A 22,669-nucleotide genomic window follows, 5' to 3' on the forward strand; every position below is an offset into this window, starting at 1 on the left:
ATAGTCAGATTATTAAAACGCAATTATGAGCATGCCGATTATGCTTGTTTGTAATAAATTTTTTAATTTAGCTTAGCTCGTCAAGATTAAATAATTAATAACATGAAGACCAGATGTGAAGATATTTATGGATTTTTTAATTTCATAGATTCAACTGAGGTAGCTTCACCTTGAGGAAACTGGCGAGTATAGTGGTAAATAATAACAAACTCATGGAGAAGAGAAAATGGTCAGGGTGTACATGGATAATCAAGATAAAACATCACAAATCAAGGACTGGACCTTAAGTTACAATAAAAAAGAAGAGTGCATAAAGCTCACCTGCCACTATCTTTCGGGTAAAAGCTATTCCCGTCCATTAGAATATTGCCGCGTTGTACCCACGACTCGCTTAAAAGGTACTTTGCTTGTACAAAAGAACAAGCCAAATATAAAAATTATTGACTACGCTGAAATAATCGGTGAAAAGTATGCCTGCATTTATTATCCGAACACTAAAAAACCTTATCTTATGAAAAAAGATGATGTGCAGGTTTTGCCTTCCACTGCATTGAAAAATGGGATGATTTACCGCTATTTTCGTGAAATTGCCAAACTGCGTACTAAAAGCGCTGAATACGATAAAAAAAAATTGCTGAAAATATAGAACGTCAGCTGGATAAAATCGTCGCGCATCCCGATACGGCATTGGAAGCCTATTGCAACGGCAAAAACATCCCACGCACTGCTCCCAATAATTACATTTACCCTTTCGGTTTGAACGAAAGCCAAATGAAAGCCGTCGAGCAAGCATTTAGCGCCCAAATATCCGTGATCGAAGGGCCGCCAGGAACAGGCAAGACACAGACAATCCTCAATATTATCTCTAACATTCTGATTCAAAATCGTAGCGTTGCTATTGTTTCCAACAATAATACAGCCGTTGATAATGTATACGATAAACTGAAAAAAGAGGAACTGGATTATGTGGTTGCACGATTAGGCAGTAGTTCGAATCGCGGTCATTTTTTTTGCAATCAACCCATGATTCCAGCAGCCCCTTTAGCAAAGGCCCCTGAAATTGATGTCATTGCAAAACAAATATCACGTTTGAAAAAACACCTTCTTGCGCAGAATAAAGTTGCTGCTCTTCGTGCTGAGATAGACGAGTTAGTCATTGAAGAAAAATATCTCGACCGATGGCTGGAAAGTGAAGGTATTACTCACCTTCCCAACGTTAAACGTTATCGGCTGAATCAACACAAAATCACCGATCTGATGGCCTTGCTGCAATCATTTAAAATAAACCGGCTCAGCCTTCGCAATAGGTTCTCGTTGTTTTTAAAATATACGATTGTTAAAACAAAGCCATTGAACACATTGGGAAAAAGACAGTCAACATTCTATTCCTTACAGCGCCATTATTATGTAACTCGCATTAAAAAGACTCGTGAGGCGCTGGCTGATATCGAAAGGATATTTAAAGACAATGATGTCGAGACTTTACAGCAGAACGTTAGGCAAAACTCTATGGCTTATCTTCGAGCCCATCTCAGGCAATCAATTCAATTAAAAATAAAATTTGAAGAAAGTAATTATCAGCACGACTTTGGAAACTTCTTAAAACGTTATCCCGTGATTGGAAGTAGTACGCACTCAATTATTAACAGTTTGGCGCCAGGAACCTTGCTTGATTATGTTATTATTGATGAAGCATCACAACAAGATATTATTCCAGGGATACTTGCTTTGGGGTGCGCCAAAAATATCATAGTGGTTGGAGATCGCAAACAGTTGTCTCACGTCCCCGAAGATAATAACCTTCCCCCTCCAGCCGTGTATTATGACTGTCACAGCCATAGTTTGCTGGACTCTCTTATTTCCCTATATAATGACACATTGCCGTTAACACTGTTGAAAGAACATTACCGCTGCCACCCCAAAATTATTCAATTCTGTAATTTACAGTTTTATAATAATAAACTGATTGCTATGACGCATGATAATGGCGAATCAGCTTTGTCGCTAGTGGTAACGGCTAAAGGTAATCATGCGCGTAATAACAAAAATCTGCGTGAGCTAGAGTCATTAAATACGCTGGAGTGGGAAGAGTCCGGCAGTAGAGTTTTTCTAGCACCTTACAATGCGCAGGTTAATCTCTCCAGTGAAACCCTGCAAAATGAATTTATTAGTTCAACTGTTCATAAATTTCAGGGTAGAGAATGTGAGGAGGTTATTTTTTCTACAGTACTAGACAAGAAAGCTAATGATAAGGAAATCTCTTTTGTTGATAGCCCTCAATTAATTAATGTAGCAGTCTCAAGGGCGAAAAGTAATTTTACATTGGTCACTGGGGATAATGTATTTGCCAAAAATAATCAGCATATTGCGGCACTTATCCGCTACATGACTTACTATGCAAATGAAGGCCACCTGCATTACAGCCCAGTGGTCAGCGCATTTGATTTGCTTTATGAGGAGTACGACCGCTCCTTGGAAAAGCTCAAAGCGCGCCTCAATCATAATGATCCCGGATACCTCTCCGAAAAAATTACCAGGCAATTGATTAATGAATCTCTTAGTTATCCGGCCTATCATTCATTGGTTATGCATGCTCAAGTCTCTCTCAGACAAATCGTAGCTAGCAGCGATAGCCGTTTTACTTCCCGCCAATTAGAATTTATTGCTCAGGGGGCCAGCTGCGATTTTGTTTTATATTACCGCGTTGGAAAACAGCCATTGGCCGTCATTGAGGTAGATGGCAATTCTCATGAAAGCACTGAGCAACGCGAGCGTGATGCGTTAAAAGATGCGATTCTCAACGAATGCCAGATTGGTCTGCTGCGATTAAGAACGATCGATAGTCAAATAGAGGCCAAAATTGAGGCGTTTTTGACTAATATTCTTCAGGAAGAGTTAGTTATTTAGGGCAGCAACCCACTTACAGACAGGAAAAACAATGAAACTTTTTGGCATGCTGGATTCTCCTTACGTTAGGCGCGTGGCTATTTCCCTCGAGCTTTATGGTATCAAGTTTGAACACGTTCCTTTTTCTGTGTTTAGCCATTTCGAGGAGTTCACTAAAGTTAATCCGGTAGTAAAGGCACCTACTCTAACGTTGGACAATGGCCAGCTACTAATGGATTCGACGCTGATTATCGGCTTTTTCGAAACTCTGGCACCCGCCGAACATCAGCTGTTGCCAAAGGAAACCAAGACGTTGGCAGAGGATTTATCAATATTGGGACTGGCACTGGCGGCCAGTGAAAAAGCGGTGCAATTTGTTTATGAACACAAGCTCCGTCCCAATGAAAAGCAGCATCAGCCTTGGGTCGAGCGCGTAACGGGACAATTGCTGGCCGCCTGCGAGGGTTGGAATCTTGCTTTGAAAGAGAGAAACAATTTATCCGGCGCTATTGACCAGGTCAGTATCACCACGGCGGTGGTTTGGAGCTTTATTCAGCATATGATCCCGCAGCTATTAGCAGAACGTCAATTTAGTGCAATCGAACAGGTCACTCAGCGTATGGAGAGCCTGCCTGAGTTTCAGAAATACTCGTGGCGTTAAGTCTAAGTCGCATTAGTTTTAACGACAAACGATTAAATTCAATCTGGTTGCTATAAAAAACGCCGGAGTAATCCCCTTTCAGCATTGAAAATGTCAGAGTTCATAAATGTGAGCAAAGGGGATTAACTAAATCAGGAAGATGTCTTCCAAAATAAAAAAACTTATCTTTTACAATCAATTTACATATGCAGCATTATTAAAACTTGTCGTTAAAATATGATGATATGAGGCAAATTCATCAAGAAAATTGTCGGTTTAAGCCATAAAACGAACGACAAATCACTTACTCAAAGAGTAGAATGCCTTTCTTGTGCGTTAGATCACACTTTATCTGCTACGCTCTTTCTTTAACTTGCTTATCCAGAAACGGAAACGGCTTGATTTTCCATTAAAATCATCGCAGAGCTTAGCCATTTGGCCTGAGTTCAGAATACTGATCACTCATTTTTCCTGGTTTTAATTTATGCAAACTACGATGTCTTCTCGCTCAGAGGGCTGGTTCAGAGTATTGAGTTTGACTCTGGCAGCGTTCATTTTTAATACCACTGAGTTTGTGCCTGTCGGTCTGTTGACGGATATCGGACAAAGCTTTTCAATGACTGCCGCTCAAGTCGGTATCATGCTCACGGTTTATGCGTGGGTGGTCGCCCTGTTCTCACTGCCGCTGATGTTGCTGACCGGCAAGATGGAACGTCGCAAGCTGCTGATCGGCGTCTTCGTGATGTTCATCGCCAGCCATATTCTCTCCGGATTTGCCTGGAACTTTATGGTGCTGATGATTTCTCGAGTCGGTATCGCCCTGTCGCACGCAATTTTCTGGTCGATTACTGCCTCGCTGGCGCTGCGCGTTGCTCCTCCGGGTAAAAAAGCGCAAGCCCTTGGCCTACTCACCACCGGCACGGCATTGGCTATGGTGTTGGGCCTGCCATTAGGCCGGGTTATCGGTCAGCTGCTCGGCTGGCGTGCAACCTTCCTGATTATCGGCGGTGGGGCGTTGATCACCATGATCTTGCTGATTAAGCTGTTGCCTCTGCTACCAAGCAACAACTCAGGCTCTCTGAAAAGTGTGCCGGAACTGTTTAAACGGCCTGCGCTGGTGCTGATTTACTTGGTGACGGTGATTGTTTTTGCGGCACATTATACTGCTTACAGCTACATCGAACCGTTCCTGCAACGCGTCGCCGGTTACAATGAAAACTTCACGACTTTACTGCTGCTACTGTTCGGGCTGGCGGGTATTGTCGGCAGCTATATCTTCACCCGACTGAACCACAGCTTCCCGTCCGGCGTGATGATTACCTGTCTGACGGTGCTGATGCTAAGCATGATGTTGCTGTTGCCGCTGTCACATAACACAACCAGTCTGGTGATATTGTCACTGTTCTGGGGCATGGCAATGACGATGATCGGCCTGAGTCTGCAAGTCAAAGTGCTGTCGATGGCTCAGGATGCGACTGACGTGGCAATGTCGCTGCTCTCGGGGATTATTAATATCGCGATTGGTGGCGGCGCGCTAATTGGCAGCCAAGTCAGTATTTATCTGAACATGGCGGATGTCGGCTTTGTCGGCGGTGGCTTCGGAGTCATTGCGTTGGGTGTGGCGATTTACACTCTGCGACGTTATGGCAAAAAATTTGCCGAATCTTCAATGACCGAAGGCAGCGTGTTGCACTAAACGCTTCCCGTGTATTTCATCTTAAGCTCTTGATGTTTAGGGCAGAGATACACGGGACTTGCTTGGCAGTTAGCCCAGTAATGCCATCGCGCTTAACTCATCCGTGACTAATCCGTTGATCCAACCGCCTTTGAGCGCGGCGCGAATCGCCAAATATTTGTCCTCTCCTCCCGCCATGGCAATCACCGGTCTATCGGGTTGCGGATGCAATCCGACGCTGGTCAGTCGAGGATTCAGTTCGCTGTCAATTCGCTGGCCGTCAGCGCCGATAAAATGCCCGACCATTTCGCCAATCGCCCCCGCAGCGTTAAGTTTTTTGACCTTATCCAACGATATAAATCCGTCCAAATGCAGCGGGCAGTCTGGGCCGATAGTCCCAATGCCGGTAAAGGTGACGTCCGCCTGCCGCGCTTTTTCGCTGACGGTGCGATAAATACGATGATTGCACCAGCCTTCCCTGTCCTGTTCGCTATCGGCAAATAAAGGCGCGGGCAGAATGAAATAACGCCCCTGCGTTTTTTCGGCCATCAGCAGCGGGACATCGTAACGAGTACAGGAACCGTCAGAAGCAATCGCGCCAATCAGCGATACGCAACTGTGCTGCGGGCGTTCAACGTCGTCGAGCTCGTCAATCGCCGCTTTGAGCGTTCTGCCTGATCCGACGCCTATAATGGTGGCCTGTTCGCGGCGTATAAACTGCGTCATCACCTCGGCCCCCGCTACCGCAATGGCGTGCAACATTGCGGATTGACTCATCCCCTGCGACGGAACCACCTGACAAACACTCAGCCCGTACACTTGCCGCAACTGCGATTCGAGTGCCATACAGTTACCCACCGAATGGGAAATGTGCACCGAGACCAATCCGCTTTCAATAGCGCTAGCCACTAGGCGCTGCGCCACCTGACGTGAAATCCCCAATGCTTCGGCTATCTCATGCTGAGTCTGCCCGGCAACGTAATACATCCACGCAGCCCGTGCGGCCTGATCCATTTTTTTATCATTCTTGTTCATTGCTGGCCTCTGATCATGGCTGTTTATGCTGGGTATTTTATCGATATTCACTGTTTAGCGTGATCGAGTTTAAAAGAAAGATAACAAGAATGTGAGCCAAAGCCCATTTAACGGGCAAAAGTTTAATTAAGCTGTCACCCATCAGAGCAAAAGCCCTTTAGTAGAGCTTAAGCCCATTCAGCAGAAAATGTCGGAGCAAATTATGAATAATTCGCAGCAAGCAGCGGTTTGGATGCACATCGGCGCAGGTTCGTTTCATCGAGCCCATCAGGCCGTATATCTTCACCGGCTGATTCAGGCCGGTGACACCCGCTGGTCAATTGCTTTGGGAAATATTCGCGACGACGCCACCCCTTTGCTCAATCATTTAGCCGCGCAAAATGGCGAGTATGTTCTGGAGACCGTCACGCCTGCCGGTAAGCGAGCCTATGAAACCATTACCTCGATTAAGAAAATCTTGCCGTGGGATGCCGAGCTGTCGCAACTGATTGCTCAGGGTGAAAAAGCTGAGACCAAAGTAATTTCTTTTACCGTGACCGAGAGCGGATATTACCTCGATCACCAGTTCAATCTGGACCAGAACAATAGTGATATCCGCGCCGATTCGCAGGGTGAATGCCGGACTATTTATGGCGCAATTAGCCATATTTTGCAGCATCGCCAACACAATAACGGTGGCCCGGTTACCCTACTCAACTGCGATAACTTACGTCACAACGGTGACCGCTTCCATCATGGCCTGACGCAATTCCTCACGCTGCGTAATAAACCCGAGCTATTACATTGGATAGCTAAAAACACCCGCTGCCCGAATACCATGGTCGACCGTATTACTCCACGCCCCTCTTCAGAAGTCGCCGTGCGAGTTAAACAGCAGACTGGAATAGAGGATCAGGCCGCAGTAATGGCAGAAAGCTTTATTCAATGGGTGATTGAGGACCATTTCATCGCCGGTCGCCCTGATTTGGAGCAGGTCGAGGTGCAGATGGTGGAGTCAGTGCTGCCGTATGAAGAGGCGAAAATCCGCATTCTCAATGCGAGCCACAGCTGTATTGCCTGGGCCGGAACGTTGATTGGCCAGCAGTATATTCACGAGAGCACGCAGACCGAGGCTATCTGTCAAATGGCTTATCGCTATGTGACTGAAGACGTAATTCCAAGCCTGACACCCAGCCCACTGGATTTAAATGCCTATCGCGATGTCGTGCTTGAACGCTTTGGCAACCCTTACATTCAAGATACCAATCAACGAGTTGCTGCCGATGGATTCTCCAAGATCCCAGAGTTTATCACCCCGACACTGATTGAATGCTATCAGCGTGGCGAAGTACCGAAAGCCACCAGTATGTTACCTGCACTATTCTTCGTGTTTATGCAACGCTGGGTAGCTAATCAGCTGCCCTATACTTATCAAGATGGCATTTTGGATGCTCAGGCAGTACAACAGCTGTTTGCGGCGAAAGACCCTGTCGCCCTGTACGCCCGCGACAGCAAGCTATTTGCCACTCTCGCCGATAAGCCAGAATTTGAAAAATTGCTGCGCCAGTCAATTGATGATGTCAACCAGTGGCTGGCGTCTGTAAAAGTAAGCGAACAGGAGTAACGCATGTATCTAGGACTGGATTTAGGGACCTCAGAGATCAAGGCGCTGGTGCTCAACAAACAGGGCCAAGTGCTGGCCAGCGCGGGAGAATCGCTGGAGGTTCAGCGCCCGCACGCGCACTGGTCAGAGCAAAACCCCGCCGACTGGTGGCAAGCGACACAAAATGTGGTGGCACAGTTGCGCGAAAAATTGCCACAGGATTGGGGGCAGATTCGCGCTATTGGCCTGTCTGGTCAGATGCACGGCGCGGTGTTACTGGGCCATGAAGGCGAGGTGCTACGTCCGGCGATTTTGTGGAACGACACTCGCAGCGCCAAAGAATGTCAACAGTTGACCGATACCGCTGTGCAGCTGCATCAGATAGCAGGGAACCTTGCCATGCCGGGTTTTACTGCACCAAAACTGCTGTGGGTGGCGCGCCACGAACCTAAAATTTTTAGCGAGATTGCCACAGTACTGCTGCCTAAAGATTATCTGCGCTGGAAAATGAGCGGCGATAAAGTCTCGGATATGTCGGACGCGGCGGGCACGCTATGGCTAGATGTCGCAAAACGCGATTGGTCAGACACGCTGCTTGATGCCTGCGGACTGACGCGAGATCAAATGCCGCGGCTGATTGAGGGCAGCGAATCTTCGGGCTATCTCAACCGCGATATTGCGCGGTCATGGGGATTAAACGATCAGGTGATTATTGCCGGTGGCGGAGGCGATAACGCCGCCAGCGCCGTAGGTATCGGCGCCGTTGAGCCAGGCGATGCGTTTATCTCGCTGGGAACATCCGGCGTGCTGTTCGCGGTTAACGAAAAATTTAGCCCGAACCCAGCATCGGCGCTACACGCTTTCTGCCACGCCCTGCCCGACCGTTGGCACCAGATGAGCGTGATGTTGACCGCCGCCAGCGCCCTGCGTTGGTATTGCCAGTTAGTGGGCAGCAATGAAACTACCTTATTAGCTGAAATTGCTCAACTTTCACAGGCCGACAAACGCCAGGCACCGCTGTTTTTACCTTATCTCTCAGGTGAGCGCACGCCACACAATGACCCCGAAGCCGTCGGCGCTTTTCATGGCATGACTCACCGTACTCAGCGCGCCTCGCTCGGCTACGCGGTACTTGAAGGCGTAGCCTTTGGCATGGCTGATGGCCTTGCCGTATTGCAACAGTCTGGCACTGTACTTGATAAATGTGCTCTGGTCGGCGGCGGCGCGCGCAGTAATGAATGGGCGCAACTGATGGCCGATGCACTAAATCTGACGATTACAACCCATCACGGCGGTGAGGCAGGTGGTGCTTTAGGCGCCGCTCGCCTTGGCTGGCTGGCAGATGGAGGAGACCGTCGTGAGGTCTGCCGCAAGCCGGAAATCAAACAAACCTTTACCCCTGACGCTACCCGCCATCAGATGTTGCAATCACGGCTGGCAACCTGGCGGCGTCTCTATCGGCAACAGGTTGAATTACGAAAATAACCTCATGAAAATATTATAAAAACCTGGGGCTTCCTAACCCCAACCCCAACTTTATCAACCTGCAACTGAGGTAGCCGCGCTCCCTCAGAGGAGCAAGCTATGCAAAAAAAACAGGATCACTGGTTTGGCTTACCGCTTAATCTGCTGTGGGGATACATTGCCATTGCGGTATTTATGAGCGGCGACGGCTTTGAAATGGCTTTTCTGTCTAAACACATCACCGATATGGGCTTCTCCCCTGCCGAATCAGCATTGGTGTTTACCGTTTACGGCCTTGCGGCGGCGGTAGCGGCCTGGAGCTCCGGCGTAGTCGCTGAAATCATCACTCCACAAAAAGCCATGCGCATCGGCTTTATTCTGTGGGTGGTAATGCATACGCTGTTTATGCTGTTTGGATTGGGCATGAGAAACTACCCGCTGATGCTGCTATTTTACGGGATTCGCGGGCTGGCTTATCCGCTGTTTATTTATTCCTTTGTGATGCTGGTGGTGCAAACTGTGCCAAAACAGCAGCTTTCATCGGCAATGGGCTGGTTCTGGGCAATGTATTCGATCGGCATCGGCTGCATCGGCAGCTATTTACCCAGCTTCACGATCCCATTATTCGGTGAGACCGGCACCCTGTGGTTTGCCATCGCCTGGGTGGGAGTCGGTGGCATGATGGCACTGACTTTGCTCAGAAAAGTCGGCAGCGTCAGCGAAAAAGCCAATCTTTCTACTCGTGAAAAAATGACCGAACTGTCACGCGCCGTCACAATCCTATTTACCAACAAGCACATTTTTATGTCGTGCCTGATCCGCATCATCAACACCATTTCGCTATTCGGCTTTGCGGTGATCATGCCGATACTTTTCGTTGGCCGCCTAGGGTTCAGCATGTCGGAATGGCTACAAATTTGGGCGGTGTTCTTCTTTGTTACCATCTTCACCAATATTATGTGGGGCATTCTTGGCGAAAAAATCGGCTGGCTGCGTCAGGTGCGCTGGTTTGGTTGTATCGGTTGCGCGATTTCCAGCCTGGCGTTCTACTATATTCCGATGTATTACGGCCATAATTTCTGGATGGCGCTGGTGCCAGCCGTCATGCTTGGGATTACCGTAGCCGCGTTTGTGCCGATGACCGCAGTATTTCCGGTGCTGGAGCCAAAACATAAAGGTGCAGCAATCTCGATTTATAATCTCTCTGCTGGTTTAAGCAATTTTGTCGCACCCGCTATTGCCTCGATTGTGCTGCCGTTCTTCGATATTGTCGGCGTGGTCTGGGTTTATACCGCGCTGTATCTGGTGGCTGCCGTGTTAACGCTGTTGGTAAAAGTGGACCAACCGGGGCATGTTAAACTGCCTGAGAGTACTGCGCAGCGGGCCGATCCCCTTCCTCGTTCGTAATACTCAGTTAAGGCCTCGAAGAATGATGAGCGCGTTGCCGAGCGGCATATGTTGATAAAAAATGAAGCGCCGCAGATTGTAAGCTCTCCAGTTGGAGCAGCGTTTTTTCTGTAATGTCCTTGATAACTAATGCATTGAACACGGGTATACCCATCAAATGCGCCTGCCCTAGCGTGCGCATTTCCAGTGAAATATTCTCCCCAGTGTCGTCGCGAGGAATTCTCAATAGCATGGCCTCCATTACCATCTTGTTATATATCGCCGTTCGTTCATGCTCGGGGATATTAAGAAACTCGATAATTTTAGGATGCTCGTTTGGAATACTTAAACTTTCAATAACGTAAGGGGCAGTCTGCGGTCGCCCAGAACCCGATGTCGAAGGCACTGATTCTGGAACGTTAGAGCATAAGGCATTAGCGGTTAATGGTTTAAACGACAGATCCAGCGGCTGATTTTTCTGCTGTATTGGTCTAGGCAGACTCACCATGGCATGCGGACAATGCCGTTTTATTTGCCTTAAGCTGGTAGGTTGTTCGGGAGAATTCTCGGCCCGAGTAATGGTGGTCGTGTTAAGGGCCGGTGTGGTTTCCGGCAAACTTTGCAGTTGTGGCGGGTGAGTCACTGTACTTATCGCGCCAGTTAATCCATTGGGCATGACCTCGTCCTTTTTATTTAATATAATCAGGTACGTACAATAGTCTGATTCACGGCTTTGAAACTATAAGATTTCAATCATTCCTCTTTAGAAAGCCATTTTTTGCGGAGTACCTCGTGAAAATTAACGTAATCGGCACCAGTGGCAGCGGAAAATCTACTTTTGCACGCCAACTGGCGCAAAAATTGGCAATTCCCTATATCGAAATGGATGCTCTTTTCTGGCAAACCAACTGGCAAGGCAGCACCGATGAACAGCTGTTTGAGAAACTGGAACAGGCCATTGCCCAGCCCGCGTGGGTACTTGACGGTAACTATCGACGCTCGCAGCCGATCAAATGGCGCGACATCGATCTCATCGTCTGGGTGGATTACAGTTTTGGTCGCACACTTTATCAGGCAGTCAAGCGTGCAATAATGCGCGCCTCCAGCGGGCAGGAGCTCTGGGTCGGAACCGGTAATCGTGAAACCTTCCGTCGGAGCTTTTTTAGCCGCGAATCGATCATTCTGTGGACGCTGAAAACTTTCTACAAAAACAGAAAGAATTATCAGCAGCTGATGGCCTCACCCACTGGCCAGCGAGTAAAGTTTGTCAGAATTCGCTCACACCAGCAGGCCAGAGAGTTTGTTGCCCAGATTGGTTTTGCAGAATCAGGCATAAAAAAGCCTGACACGAAGTCAGGCTCTTATCAGCAGTAAACGAAAGTTCGATTAATTGTAATCGACGCCATTTTCTGCAATGTCCATCGCGAAGTAAGACAGAATGATATCAGCACCGGCACGTTTAATCGCGCCCAGCGTTTCACGCACGACTCGGTGCTCGTCAATCGCACCGGCCTGCGCGGCAAATTTGATCATCGCGTATTCACCGCTAACCTGATAAGCCGCCAGTGGCAGTGTAGAAGCTGCGCGAATATCGCTGATCACGTCCAGATAAGCACCGGCCGGTTTCACCATCAGCGCATCGGCACCTTCGTGCTCATCCATCAAAGACTCGCGGATCGCTTCACGGCGGTTCATCGGGTTCATTTGATAGTTTTTACGGTTGCCCTGTAATACGCTGCCGCCCGCTTCACGGAACGGTCCGTACAATGAAGAGGCAAATTTGGTCGAGTACGCCATGATTGAGGTATCGATAAAACCGGCTTCGTCGAGCGCGCTGCGAATGGCCTGCACCTGACCATCCATTGCGGCAGAAGGCGCGATGAAATCGGCACCGGCTGCGGCAGCAACGACCGCCTGACGGCCCAGGTTTTTCAGGGTCGCGTCATTGTCTACGCCGTGGTCATGCAACACGCCGCAGTGGCCGTGCGAAGTATATTCGCAGAAACAGGTGTCAGACATCACAATCATTTCCGGCACCGTGTCTTTACAGATACGCGCCATTCGCGCCACCAGACCATTTTCGTTCCAGGTATCACTTCCGGTGGCATCCATATGATGCGAAATACCGAAAGTCATGACCGAGCGGATACCCGCCTTTGCATAACGTTCAATTTCATAAGCCAGTTTTGACTCAGGAATACGCAGTACGCCGGGCATGGTTTCGATTACCGCGTATTCGGAAGTCTCTTCTTCTACAAAGATCGGCAATACGAGATCGTTAACACTGAACTCGGTTTCCTGAAACAGAGCGCGCAAAGAATCAGACTGTCTTAGACGACGAGGACGTAAGTTTGGATACTGATTTGACATGACTACTCCAGCAAAAAGCAATATTTAACTGACTGTGATATTACGAGCAACAGTTGTTCTGAAAATCAAAATACATCAATTTATTGGCACTAAAGAACGCGAAACTTAACCTCGCGTCTAGAGAGTCAAATAAGAATTGGCAATATTTTATACCTATCTGGAGTAAAATCTTTATCTTTCCGTAGCAACTTTTTTAGCAATTGGAGTATTAATTAGCTTAATACCCAATGGCCTTCACTTATTTGCCGATAATCACGGATTGGCGGCTGATAACCCAGCGGGCGCACCGGACTTTTTAACTCTTCAACCTGCAGATGCCTTTTGATACCGCGCCTGGCCGGATCGGGCACTGGCACCGAGGCAATAAGTTTACGGGTATACTCGTGGCAGGGATTATCGAAAATCGCCGCGCGCGGGCCAATTTCTACAATTTCGCCTAAATACATTACCGCCACCCGGTGGCTCACACGCTCCACAACCGCCATGTCATGCGAGATAAACAGGTATGAAAGATTCATACTTTCCTGTAAATCGAGCAGCAAATTTACCACCTGTGCTTTCACGGAAACATCAAGCGCCGAAACAGATTCGTCGGCTACAATCACTTTCGGATCCAGCGTCAAAGCGCGAGCAATACAAATTCGCTGCCGCTGGCCACCGGAAAACTCATGCGGATAACGGCGCATCATATCGGGCGACAGTCCGACCTTATTCATTAATGCCGCCGCTTTTTCCAGCGCATCGGCCTTATTGGCCAATCGATGCTGCAAGATTGGTTCAATCAAAGCATCGCCAATTTTCATTCGTGGATTCAGGCTGGCAAAGGGATCTTGAAAAATCATCTGGATCCGCTGCCGCATCGTGCGCAGTTGTCCTGAATTCAGATTCATTACGTCAAAACCGTCGAAATCTATCTGCCCTTCGTGAGGCTTCAGCAAACGAGTGACCGCGCGACCGGTGGTTGATTTTCCACAGCCGGACTCCCCCACCAGCGACAGCGTCTCGCCCGCAAACAGATCGAAACTGATATTTTCCACCGCATGCACCGCCCCAACCGGGCGCCCAAAGATCCCGCCCAGCACCGGGAAACGCGCCGAGAGATTTTTCACCGACAGCAGCGGCGTTTCATTGCTTCGCACCTTGACCAGGCTTTCAAGCGGATCGCTGGCCAGCCCGGTTTGCATATCAATCGCAGGAAAACGCAGCGGATGCGAACGCCCGCGCATCGACCCCAGGCGCGGCACTGCCGCCAGCAGAGCACGGGTGTAAGGATGCTGCGGACGTGAAAACAGCTCGGCAGTTTCGCCGCTTTCCACCACCTCACCGCGATACATCACCAGAGTCCGGTCGGCGATTTCCGCTACCACGCCCATGTCGTGGGTGATAAACAGCACCGCCATGCCCTCTTCTTCTTGCAATGTCTTGATTAAATCCAGGATTTGCCCCTGAATAGTGACGTCGAGCGCGGTGGTCGGTTCGTCGGCAATTAACAGTTTGGGTTTCAGCGCCAGCGCCATGGCTATCATCACCCTTTGGCGCATACCGCCAGAAAACTGATGAGGATATTCATCGAATCGCGCACGGGCGTTGGGAATACGCACCTTTTCCAGCAGCCGAATAGTCTCTTCCCGCGCAGCTTTACCGCCCATGCCACGATGAGCCTTCAGCGTTTCGGCGATCTGGCGACCGACAGTAAACGTTGGATTCAGCGACGTCATCGGCTCCTGAAAGATCATCGCTATCTCATTGCCGCGCACTTCGCGCATCTGCTTTTCAGAAAGCCCCAGCAGCGATCGCTGGTTTAACGTGACAGCGCCTTCAATTTTGCTGCTGCGCGCTTTCAACAAACGCATTACTGACAGCGAGGTCACGCTTTTGCCCGAACCAGACTCGCCAACGATTGCCAGCGTTTCACCGGCAAACACCTCAAAGTTCAGATTGCGCACCACCGGCAGCCAGTCGTCATCGCCGAGAAACGAGGTGGTCAGATTCTCTACCTTTAAAACCGGCTGAGCAGCGAGCATGATTTGTATCCTTTTCCATTAAGAGGCCGAACGAGCCGAGAGGCGCACCTGTGGTTCAAAATCAAAGTCTTGGTCAAACGGGAAAGTGGCGACCGTCTTTCTCAGGCGCGGCAAACGTTCGACAAACTGATCCACCACGCCGTTGGATAGCGCCATCAGATTCGGTCGCGCAATCGGTGCCAGTTCCGGAGACAGATAACCGGATTTCACCACCACGATTTTGGCCTTTAAAGGATCAAGCCCCAACAGCGTAAAATCGGCAATATTGTGGTAAGGCCTGCGACGAGCAGAAACCACCACATCTATACCGTGGTGATGTAATACTGCCTGACGGTCCGCCGCATTTGGCGAATCTAGCAGGCGCAGCACGGTGAATTCAGCAGTAACCTGTGGGCTTGAAGGGTCCAGAGACCCGCCAAGAGTCAGTGTAAGCTGAGTGTTGATACCAGCCGCAAAGGCAGCTTGCGTAGCGGGTAAATCGGTGATCCCCGCGACGATCACGCCTTTGGCTCCCTGAGTAATAAGTTCGGCCAATAGATCAGCACGATCGCCTACGCCACCGCCCGTTGGATTATCGCCCGAGTCGGCGAGCACCACCGGGTGCGTTTTGCTGGCAATCGCCTCTTGCACACAGGCCTGAGGCGTATCGGTTTTACAGCCAAAAACAAAATCTTCTCGCGCATCCCAATAGGCCTGTGCCAGCTTCAAGGCCTGCTGCTCAAGAATGGCGCGATCGGTACCGGTGAAAATCGCTGCCGCGGTAGCTCGAGGTTCGTCGGCCCAAACGTATCCAACCATCAGCGAGCTGTCCCAAATACCTTTAATTTCATCAATTGCCGGTAATCGCGCGTATAGACTCCTGGCCGGTTCATCCTCAGTGCTGGTGCGTTCACCGGGTAAAACGACTGGGATCGGCACCCAAAGCAAGGTCGGTTTTACGCCGGTTTGCAAACTTTTCACCAGCATGGAAACCGAGCGACGCAAAGTTTCTTCAACGTCAATATGCGGCGCGGTGCGATAGGTCGAGAACATATCGATGGCATCAATGATTTTTTGCGAAACGTTGCCGTGTAAATCGTAAGAAACGCTGATCGGGCAATCCGGCCCAACGACTTCACGCGCGGAGGCAATCCAGTCCCCCTCGGCATCTTCCATACCTTCGACATACATCGCGCCGTGCATTGCCAGATAAACCCCGTCATAAGGTTTATGCGCTTGCAGTCCGGCAATCATTTCCGCCTTGAATTGATAGTAGGTGGCGCGAGAAACTGGCCCACCTGCAATGGCGCGAGCGTGAACCGTCGGCAAAAACGTTGCCGGATAGTCCTGCAAAAAGGCAAAATACGGCGCGGCCAGCAGTTCGGCATTACGCACGATGCGAAAATCTTTTTCTTCATTAAGAACAGGATTATAAGTACTGCATTCAATATGAATGCCGCTGACTGCGATACGCATTTTTACCTCGCTGATTTTGCACCGTCATTGATTGATTCAGGGCCATCAAGAAAGCGATGGGCGGCAATACTGGCTGCGGCCCGAACCCAGGTGTCCTGATTGATAGCAAAGGTCCTGACCGGCGTAAGTCCGGCAAAACCCGGTAAGACGTTGGTTTCTATGGATTGCTGCACCACGGTGCCAAGCAGTCCGTCGATGGTTTCTTCCTGCCAGGCGATTAAAATCAGGCTCGGATCGATTATCTGGATCAGGTGAGCGATGCCAAGGCCCAGCGCAGAACCCGCGCGATGCAGAATTCGAATTGCCGCCGCCTGTCCGTTGGCCGCCAGTCGTTCCAGCTCTGGCAGGCTAGCGATGGTGAGATTTTCCTCGCGTGCCATTTCCATAATCGCATTAACGGAAGCGATGGTATCGAGGCAGCCGCGTTTGCCGCAGCGGCAAGGCGTCCCGTTCAACTCCATGGTGCAATGGGCAATTTCCCCCGCGCCGCCATGCAGGCCGCGATGCAGCTTACCGGCAATAAAATGCGCGCTGCCAATGCCTGCACCGTGGCTGACCAGCGTAAAAGTTTCGAGATCCCGCGCCTGTCCAAATCGTTTCTCGCTCACCGCCAAAGCCTTGGCGTCGTTTTCGATGAATACCTCAAGGCCGGTCGCCTGAGTAATCAGTGTTGCCAGCGCCACGTTGCGCCAGCCGAGCAGCGCCGATTGCACACAGATAGACTGAGTTTCATCAATAAACCCCGAAAGAGTGACGCCCATACCCATTAGTCTTTCGGCGGCCTCGGCCTGCCCGTCGAGCAATTCAGGCAGCGCGTGGGCAATATTTTCGGCTAAAAGAGTGGGATCACGATTAAGCGCGAAACAGGCTCGCGCAATTATTTCACCATTTAAATTAATTAGCGCCATCTGCGCGGGTTCTTGCAATAACGAGACCCCGATAAAATATGCGCCCTGGGGACGGATCATCAGTTTTACCGACGGCCTTCCCTGTCCCGGCCCATTTATCGAATCTGCTTCAAATAAATAGCCCGCCTCCAGCATTTCTCTCACTGGACTGCTGATAGCGGCCTTACTCATGCGACAAAACTGCGCCAATTCAGTACGGCTCAGGCCTGCGGCGGAATTTATCGCCCCTAATATTTGCCGTTGTAATGAATTTAACATTCCGTTTCAGCGCTCTCATTTTTGGTTATTCCGCCTTGACATTAAACTTATAAAATGAATATATCAATGCCAATTAGTTCACAAATTTAACTAAATAATCAGATATAAGCATTTCGTATGAAATAATCAGCCGCGAATTGTAGAGAATAAAGGTCGGCTATTTTTGCATTCACCGTTTATTGGCAGAGGAAGATTTATGAAAGGTTTCAGAACTATCGGCTGTCCGGGACGTTTGACTCTTCTCGGCGTCGCAATGCTCGCCGCAATCGCCGCCCCTCTTCATGCCGCGACACTGACGGTAATGCAAAATGAGGCTCCGCGCAGCATGGACCCGGGTAACCAGACCGCGACGTTTACCGCCACGGTATTGGACCCGATGTACGAAGGCCTGCTGAAAATGTCGCCCGAACTCAAGCTTGAACCGGCGCTTGCCACCTCGTGGAGCAGCGACACCAGCGGACTGGTGTGGACCTTCAAACTGCGCAGCGGAGTCAAGTTTCACGACGGCACGCCTTTCAATGCAGACGCCGTAGTCGCCAACTTCGCCCGCCATCTCGATGTGAAACGCGGCCTGGCCGCCAGCGGTCGCCTGCGCACTTTTATCGACAGCGTAAGCAAAGTTGATGACAACACCGTGGTGTTCAAGCTGAAAAAACCCTATCCGGCGTTTCTGAATCTGTTGACTACCGGCGCGTGTTTGATGGTCAGCCCGACGGCGGATAAAGCCGGAACGCTGGACAGCAAAGCTGTCGGAACCGGTCCATACAAAATGGTGCAGTACAAGACCGGCGAATTCGTGTTGGAAGAAAAAAATCCGGGTTACTGGGGCAAGTCAGATGGACCAGAAGATATCAAATGGACCTGGAGTTCCGAGTCATCGGTGATGAACATGGCGCTACAGGCCGGTGAGGCCGACGTCATCAATCCGGTGCCACCGCAGTTTGCCCGCGTGCTGAAAAACAATCCTAAATTCCAGCTGCACGAAAGCCCGGGCGCCTCGGTATTTTGGGTTGCTCTGAATACCCAGCTTAAACCGCTGAACGACGTGCGCGTGCGTCAGGCGCTGAACTTTGCCACCGACCGGGATGGTCTGGTGCGGGCAATCATGTCCGGCTTCGCAACGCCGGCCAACTCGCCGCTGGCACCTATCACCCCCGGCTATGACAAAACGTTAAATCCTTACCCGCTGAATATCGAAAAAGCCAAAGCATTGCTGAAAGAAGCCGGTTACGCCAACGGTTTCAGCATGTCTATAGCGGTTCAGGGCGCAGATGCGCGTATTGGCCAGGTGCTGCAAAGTATGTGGGCGAAGATCGGCGTCAAACTCGACGTGCGCCAGATGGAAAGCGGCGTATGGACCAAAGCGGCATTTGCCGATGCGGCGGGGAAACAGGCTGACGGCACCGGCGCAGTACTGGCCTCGTGGTCCTCCGGCGTCAACGGCGCAGACTTGCAGTTAAGGCCGCTGTACTACTCAGGCAGCTTCGCACCGGGTGGCGCCAATCTTGGGTTCTTTAGCGATGCCAGGCTCGACAAACTGCTGGATGACGCCGCCTCGACGCAAGACGTCAACGCACGCAACCAGCTATACGTTCAAGCACAGCAGGAGATCAACGTTCAGGCCCCGCAGGTGCTGCTTTATTATCAAAATGACTTGTACGCCACCGGATCCAACATCTCCGGCGTGTGGATGATCCCCGGCGGTAACGTGATTGTTAAAGACGCGCACAAAGGGTAGGACGCGGCATGAAAGCCTATTTAGCCAAAAAACTGCTGGCCTTTCCGGTGATCCTGATTGGCGTGTCGATGCTGATTTTCGTGTCGATCCGCGCACTGCCTGGCGATCCGGCGCGCATGATGGCCGGTCCTGAAGCAACGCAGGAAGCGGTGGATCACATGCGAACCCGATTGGGTCTGGACCTGCCCATCGTTACGCAGTATGCACATTTTGCCCGCGATGTGATGCACGGCAATCTCGGGCTTTCGCTTCAGTCACAGCAGCCGGTCACGCAGGAGATTGGCGAACGGCTGCCTTATACGCTGGCGCTGGCGGTGTTTGCCTATTTTCTGGCGATCGCCATTGGCGTGCCTGCAGGCATGCTAGGAGCAATTTACCGAAACCGTTGGCCGGATTACGGCGTGATGCTGTTGGCGATTGCCGGAGCTTCAATCGCCAACTTCTGGCTCGGACTGATGGCGATGAACACTTTTTCAGTCGAGCTGGGCTGGCTGCCGCTGCTCGGCGCGTCGTCGTGGAAAAGTTATATTCTGCCGTCGGTCACCTTAGCCGTGTTGCCAATGGCAGTGATGGCCAGAATGACGCGTTCAAGCATGCTGGACGTGCTGTCGGAAGATTATATTCGCACCGCGCGGGCCAAGGGTTTGTCGGCTATGAGCATTTATTGCAGCCACGCGTTTCGCAATGCGCTGATCCCGATTGTGACCATCGTAGCATTGAATTTTGGCAGCCTGGTTGGCGGCGCGGTGGTTACCGAGTCGGTATTTAACTGGCCGGGAATTGGTCGGCTGCTGGTAGATTCAGTGCGCTATCGCGACTATCCGGTGATTCAGGGCGTGGCGCTGGTCGCCGTGTGTGGCGTGGTGGTGATGAACCTGCTGGGCGAACTGCTGATTGCCCTGCTCAATCCGAAAATAAGGTTTGAATGATGAGCATCCTCACCGCTGTTCATGCGCGTAAAAAAAGCCGCACTGCGCTGCTGTTCCGCTGGCTTTGGCGACATCCCGGCATTACTTTTGGCGGGGTGATGATTGCCGCAATAGTTTTACTCGGCCTGTTTGCCCCCTGGGTTTCTGCTCAAGACCCTTATAATCAGGATCTGCTTAACACGTTGCTTCCCCCTTCCGCCGATCATTTCTTTGGCACCGACGACTATGGCCGAGATATTTTCGCGCGAGTGATTTACGGTGCGCGGATATCGATTATCGAGGTGGTGCTCAGTGTCGGTCTCGCAATGCTGGTTGGCATTCCCCTCGGCGTACTTTCAGGAATGGCTGGCCGTTATATAGATATGGTGATTATGTGGGTGATGGACATGCTGTTCGCCTTCCCCGGTATCGTGCTGGCAATTTTAGTGGTCAGCATACTTGGCGGCGGGCTGGCTAATCTGCTGATTGCCATCTCGCTGTTTGCCATTCCTGTGTATGCGCGCCTCAGCCGTAACCTGACTCTTGGCCTGAAACGCATGGAGTATGTCGAGGCCGCGCAGGCGCTGGGACTCTCGTGGTATCGCATTGTCGTGCATTATATTTTGCGCAATGCCATTGGTCCGATCATCGTGCAATCTACACTGACCGCCGGGACAGTTATCCTCGCGGCGGCAAGCCTGTCATTTCTTGGTCTCGGCGTACAGCCGCCCATGCCCGAATGGGGTACAATGATGAGTGATGGTCGAAACTTTCTCGGCATTAATATCTATCTCTCGCTGTTTCCCGGACTGGCAATTATGCTGACAGTGCTTGGTTTTAACGTACTGGGCGACGGGCTGCGCGACTTACTGGACAAGCGTTCATGATGGTAAATACAGGCACGGTAGTGTTTTGTGCCGATATCGGCGGTTCTTTTATTAAATTTGGCCTCTCGCGGCAGCAGGGTGAAGTCACCGAACTGGCGCGCGTGGCGACTCCGGCCCAGTCATGGGATGAGTTTGTGCTGGCTTTGCAAGCCTTACTCACCGAGCACGGCGACGGGCATCCGGAGGATACTCCGCTGGCAATTTCGACCGCTGGCCTGGTTTCGCCGCAAAGCGGTGAAGTGATGGCGACTAATATTCCCGGATTTGCCGGACATAATCTGGCTGCCGAACTTACGCAGGTTCTCAAACGCCGCGTTAGCGTGGCCAATGACGCCGACTGCTTTGCGCTAGCTGAGGCCCACGTTGGCGAAGGTATGGGTTTGCCCATTGTGGTCGGCATTATTCTCGGCACCGGAGTGGGCGGCGGCATCGTATTCAACGGTCAGCTGGTGCGCGGTCACGGCGGCGTTGCCGGAGAGTGGGGCCATGGGGCGATTACTCGTACCGAGCTGGTGCTTGATAATAATCTGGTTCGCATCCCGCGCCTGCCGTGCGGCTGCGGCCAGACTGGCTGTCTTGATATGCTCGGCGGCGCGCGCGGGATGGAAAGACTGCATCACGAACTCCACCAGCAAAGCTTGACCAGCCAGCAAATTATCAGCGGCTGGCAGGATGAAGATGCTCAGTCAGTGCTCACTATTGAGGCATGGCTACAGTTGGTCGGCGAGCCTCTGACTTTGTTGGTCAATATCATTGGCGCGACAAAAGTGGTGGTCGGCGGCGGTCTTGCAACCGTACCGCGACTGATTGCTGCCCTCGATGAAAGGGTGAGGCAATCAACGTTGCACTCGTATCCGCAACCGCTGGTTGTACCGGGTAAATTTGTCAGTCAGGGCGGTTTGGTCGGCGCATCAGTACTGGGCCGCCAGCGCTAGGCGGGTTAGGCGCTCAACCATGGAAATCTGAGTTAACCCCAGGCTGGCAACACGGATTCATACGCTGTGGGTCAAAAGGCGTCATCGCAAGGTTGCCCAACTTTGTCAAGCGCATTGAGGATACCGGCCCGCAGCGCAATCAGTGCCTGCTCTTTTTCTTCAATTTGTACCAGTTTGCGTCGCAGGCTAGCCGTCTTTTGCTCAACGCTGAACCGATCTTCAATCCAGACTGCCAACACGTCCGAGATTTCGCCAAGGGTAAAACCCAGCATCTTGGCGTGTTTGATCATTTTCAAACGTTGCAAATCTATCGCTGAATAAACTTTATAGTTATTACTGCCATTGGGCTGCGGTATTTTCTCCAACAGCCCCTGACGCTCGTAGTAACGCACTGTATCTTTTGGTAAACCCGCTTTGGCACACAACTCTCCAATCCGCATTTTATCACCCTTCATTCTGCTTAAAACTTGCTTGACCGTAGACTAGACTCCACGGTTTACCCTGTTTGCAGCATAACC

General features: G+C 50.8%; 19 protein-coding genes. 12 read left to right on the plus strand and 7 right to left on the minus strand.

The genetic code is table 11. The annotated features are described in order from the left end of the window. Window positions 1-241 precede the first annotated feature (241 nt). The 4 genes from SPM24T3_RS26080 to SPM24T3_RS02965 all read left to right on the plus strand — a co-directional run bounded on the left by SPM24T3_RS26080 (window position 242) and on the right by SPM24T3_RS02965 (window position 5,222). Window positions 242-646, plus strand: a complete 405-nt coding sequence (locus tag SPM24T3_RS26080) for a hypothetical protein (protein ID WP_037377364.1) — start codon at window positions 242-244, stop codon at window positions 644-646. A 125-nt stretch (window positions 647-771) separates the two neighbouring features. Beyond that, entirely contained in the window at window positions 772-2,907 is a 2,136-nt protein-coding gene (locus SPM24T3_RS02955) for an AAA domain-containing protein (RefSeq protein ID WP_369699978.1), read from the plus strand. A gap of 31 nt (window positions 2,908-2,938) precedes the next feature. After that, on the plus strand, window positions 2,939-3,547 hold the full coding sequence (locus tag SPM24T3_RS02960) for a glutathione S-transferase family protein (protein ID WP_009635208.1): 609 nt from the start codon (window positions 2,939-2,941) through the stop codon (window positions 3,545-3,547). A 463-nt stretch (window positions 3,548-4,010) separates the two neighbouring features. After that, window positions 4,011-5,222: a sugar transporter gene (locus tag SPM24T3_RS02965; RefSeq protein ID WP_192807926.1), complete on the plus strand. Its 1,212-nt coding sequence runs from the start codon at window positions 4,011-4,013 to the stop codon at window positions 5,220-5,222. A 69-nt stretch (window positions 5,223-5,291) separates the two neighbouring features. Here the strand turns inward: SPM24T3_RS02965 and SPM24T3_RS02970 are convergent, their stop codons facing one another. Then, on the minus strand, window positions 5,292-6,236 hold the full coding sequence (locus SPM24T3_RS02970) for a sugar-binding transcriptional regulator (RefSeq protein ID WP_009635210.1): 945 nt from the start codon (window positions 6,234-6,236) through the stop codon (window positions 5,292-5,294). A gap of 202 nt (window positions 6,237-6,438) precedes the next feature. Here SPM24T3_RS02970 and dalD point away from each other — a divergent pair, with 202 nt between their 5' ends. The 3 genes from dalD (at window position 6,439) to SPM24T3_RS02985 (ending at window position 10,689) form a co-directional block, all read left to right on the plus strand. Beyond that, window positions 6,439-7,839, plus strand: coding sequence for a D-arabinitol 4-dehydrogenase (dalD, locus tag SPM24T3_RS02975; RefSeq protein ID WP_009635211.1), 1,401 nt, complete (start codon window positions 6,439-6,441; stop codon window positions 7,837-7,839). Between the two features lie 3 nt (window positions 7,840-7,842). Next, on the plus strand, window positions 7,843-9,303 hold the full coding sequence (xylB, locus tag SPM24T3_RS02980; RefSeq protein WP_009635212.1) for a xylulokinase: 1,461 nt from the start codon (window positions 7,843-7,845) through the stop codon (window positions 9,301-9,303). A 99-nt stretch (window positions 9,304-9,402) separates the two neighbouring features. Continuing rightward, window positions 9,403-10,689: an MFS transporter gene (locus SPM24T3_RS02985; RefSeq protein WP_009635213.1), complete on the plus strand. Its 1,287-nt coding sequence runs from the start codon at window positions 9,403-9,405 to the stop codon at window positions 10,687-10,689. A gap of 7 nt (window positions 10,690-10,696) precedes the next feature. Here the strand turns inward: SPM24T3_RS02985 and SPM24T3_RS02990 are convergent, their stop codons facing one another. Continuing rightward, a complete protein-coding gene (locus tag SPM24T3_RS02990) occupies window positions 10,697-11,344 on the minus strand; it encodes a hypothetical protein (RefSeq protein ID WP_009635214.1) in 648 nt (215 codons plus the stop codon). 116 nt (window positions 11,345-11,460) lie between these two features. Here SPM24T3_RS02990 and SPM24T3_RS02995 point away from each other — a divergent pair, with 116 nt between their 5' ends. Then, complete coding sequence (locus SPM24T3_RS02995) at window positions 11,461-12,042, plus strand: shikimate kinase (RefSeq protein ID WP_009635215.1); 582 nt, start codon at window positions 11,461-11,463, stop codon at window positions 12,040-12,042. Window positions 12,043-12,054: 12 nt separating this feature from the next. On the opposite strand, the gene hemB is transcribed toward SPM24T3_RS02995, so the two are convergent. The 4 genes from hemB to SPM24T3_RS03015 form a co-directional block, all read right to left on the minus strand. Continuing rightward, window positions 12,055-13,038, minus strand: coding sequence for a porphobilinogen synthase (gene hemB, locus SPM24T3_RS03000; RefSeq protein WP_009635216.1), 984 nt, complete (start codon window positions 13,036-13,038; stop codon window positions 12,055-12,057). A gap of 212 nt (window positions 13,039-13,250) precedes the next feature. After that, on the minus strand, window positions 13,251-15,062 hold the full coding sequence (locus SPM24T3_RS03005) for an ABC transporter ATP-binding protein (RefSeq protein WP_009635217.1): 1,812 nt from the start codon (window positions 15,060-15,062) through the stop codon (window positions 13,251-13,253). A gap of 18 nt (window positions 15,063-15,080) precedes the next feature. Beyond that, a complete protein-coding gene (locus SPM24T3_RS03010; RefSeq protein WP_009635218.1) occupies window positions 15,081-16,517 on the minus strand; it encodes a M81 family metallopeptidase in 1,437 nt (478 codons plus the stop codon). A gap of 2 nt (window positions 16,518-16,519) precedes the next feature. Next, a complete protein-coding gene (locus SPM24T3_RS03015) occupies window positions 16,520-17,683 on the minus strand; it encodes an ROK family transcriptional regulator (protein WP_009635219.1) in 1,164 nt (387 codons plus the stop codon). Window positions 17,684-17,879: 196 nt separating this feature from the next. On the opposite strand from SPM24T3_RS03015, the gene SPM24T3_RS03020 reads away from it, so the two are divergent. Genes SPM24T3_RS03020 through SPM24T3_RS03035 form a run of 4 tightly spaced genes read left to right on the plus strand, consistent with a single transcriptional unit; the run spans window position 17,880 to window position 22,151 of the window. Beyond that, window positions 17,880-19,421 (plus strand): ABC transporter substrate-binding protein, encoded by a 1,542-nt coding sequence (locus SPM24T3_RS03020; protein WP_009635220.1) that lies wholly within the window; start codon window positions 17,880-17,882, stop codon window positions 19,419-19,421. 8 nt (window positions 19,422-19,429) lie between these two features. Beyond that, window positions 19,430-20,350: an ABC transporter permease gene (locus SPM24T3_RS03025; RefSeq protein WP_009635221.1), complete on the plus strand. Its 921-nt coding sequence runs from the start codon at window positions 19,430-19,432 to the stop codon at window positions 20,348-20,350. Next, window positions 20,350-21,216 carry an ABC transporter permease gene (locus SPM24T3_RS03030; protein ID WP_009635222.1) on the plus strand — a complete coding sequence of 289 codons (867 nt, stop codon included), beginning with the start codon at window positions 20,350-20,352 and terminating at the stop codon, window positions 21,214-21,216. The genes SPM24T3_RS03025 and SPM24T3_RS03030 overlap by 1 nt, the downstream gene beginning before the upstream one ends. Then, a complete protein-coding gene (locus SPM24T3_RS03035) occupies window positions 21,213-22,151 on the plus strand; it encodes an ROK family protein (RefSeq protein WP_009635223.1) in 939 nt (312 codons plus the stop codon). The genes SPM24T3_RS03030 and SPM24T3_RS03035 overlap by 4 nt, the downstream gene beginning before the upstream one ends. A 71-nt stretch (window positions 22,152-22,222) precedes the next feature. Here the strand turns inward: SPM24T3_RS03035 and SPM24T3_RS03040 are convergent, their stop codons facing one another. Beyond that, window positions 22,223-22,591, minus strand: a complete 369-nt coding sequence (locus SPM24T3_RS03040; protein WP_037377441.1) for a MerR family transcriptional regulator — start codon at window positions 22,589-22,591, stop codon at window positions 22,223-22,225. Between the last annotated feature and the right edge of the window lie 78 nt (window positions 22,592-22,669).

The organism is Serratia sp. M24T3 (assembly GCF_000257645.1).
Taxonomy (GTDB): Bacteria; Pseudomonadota; Gammaproteobacteria; order Enterobacterales; family Enterobacteriaceae; genus Rouxiella.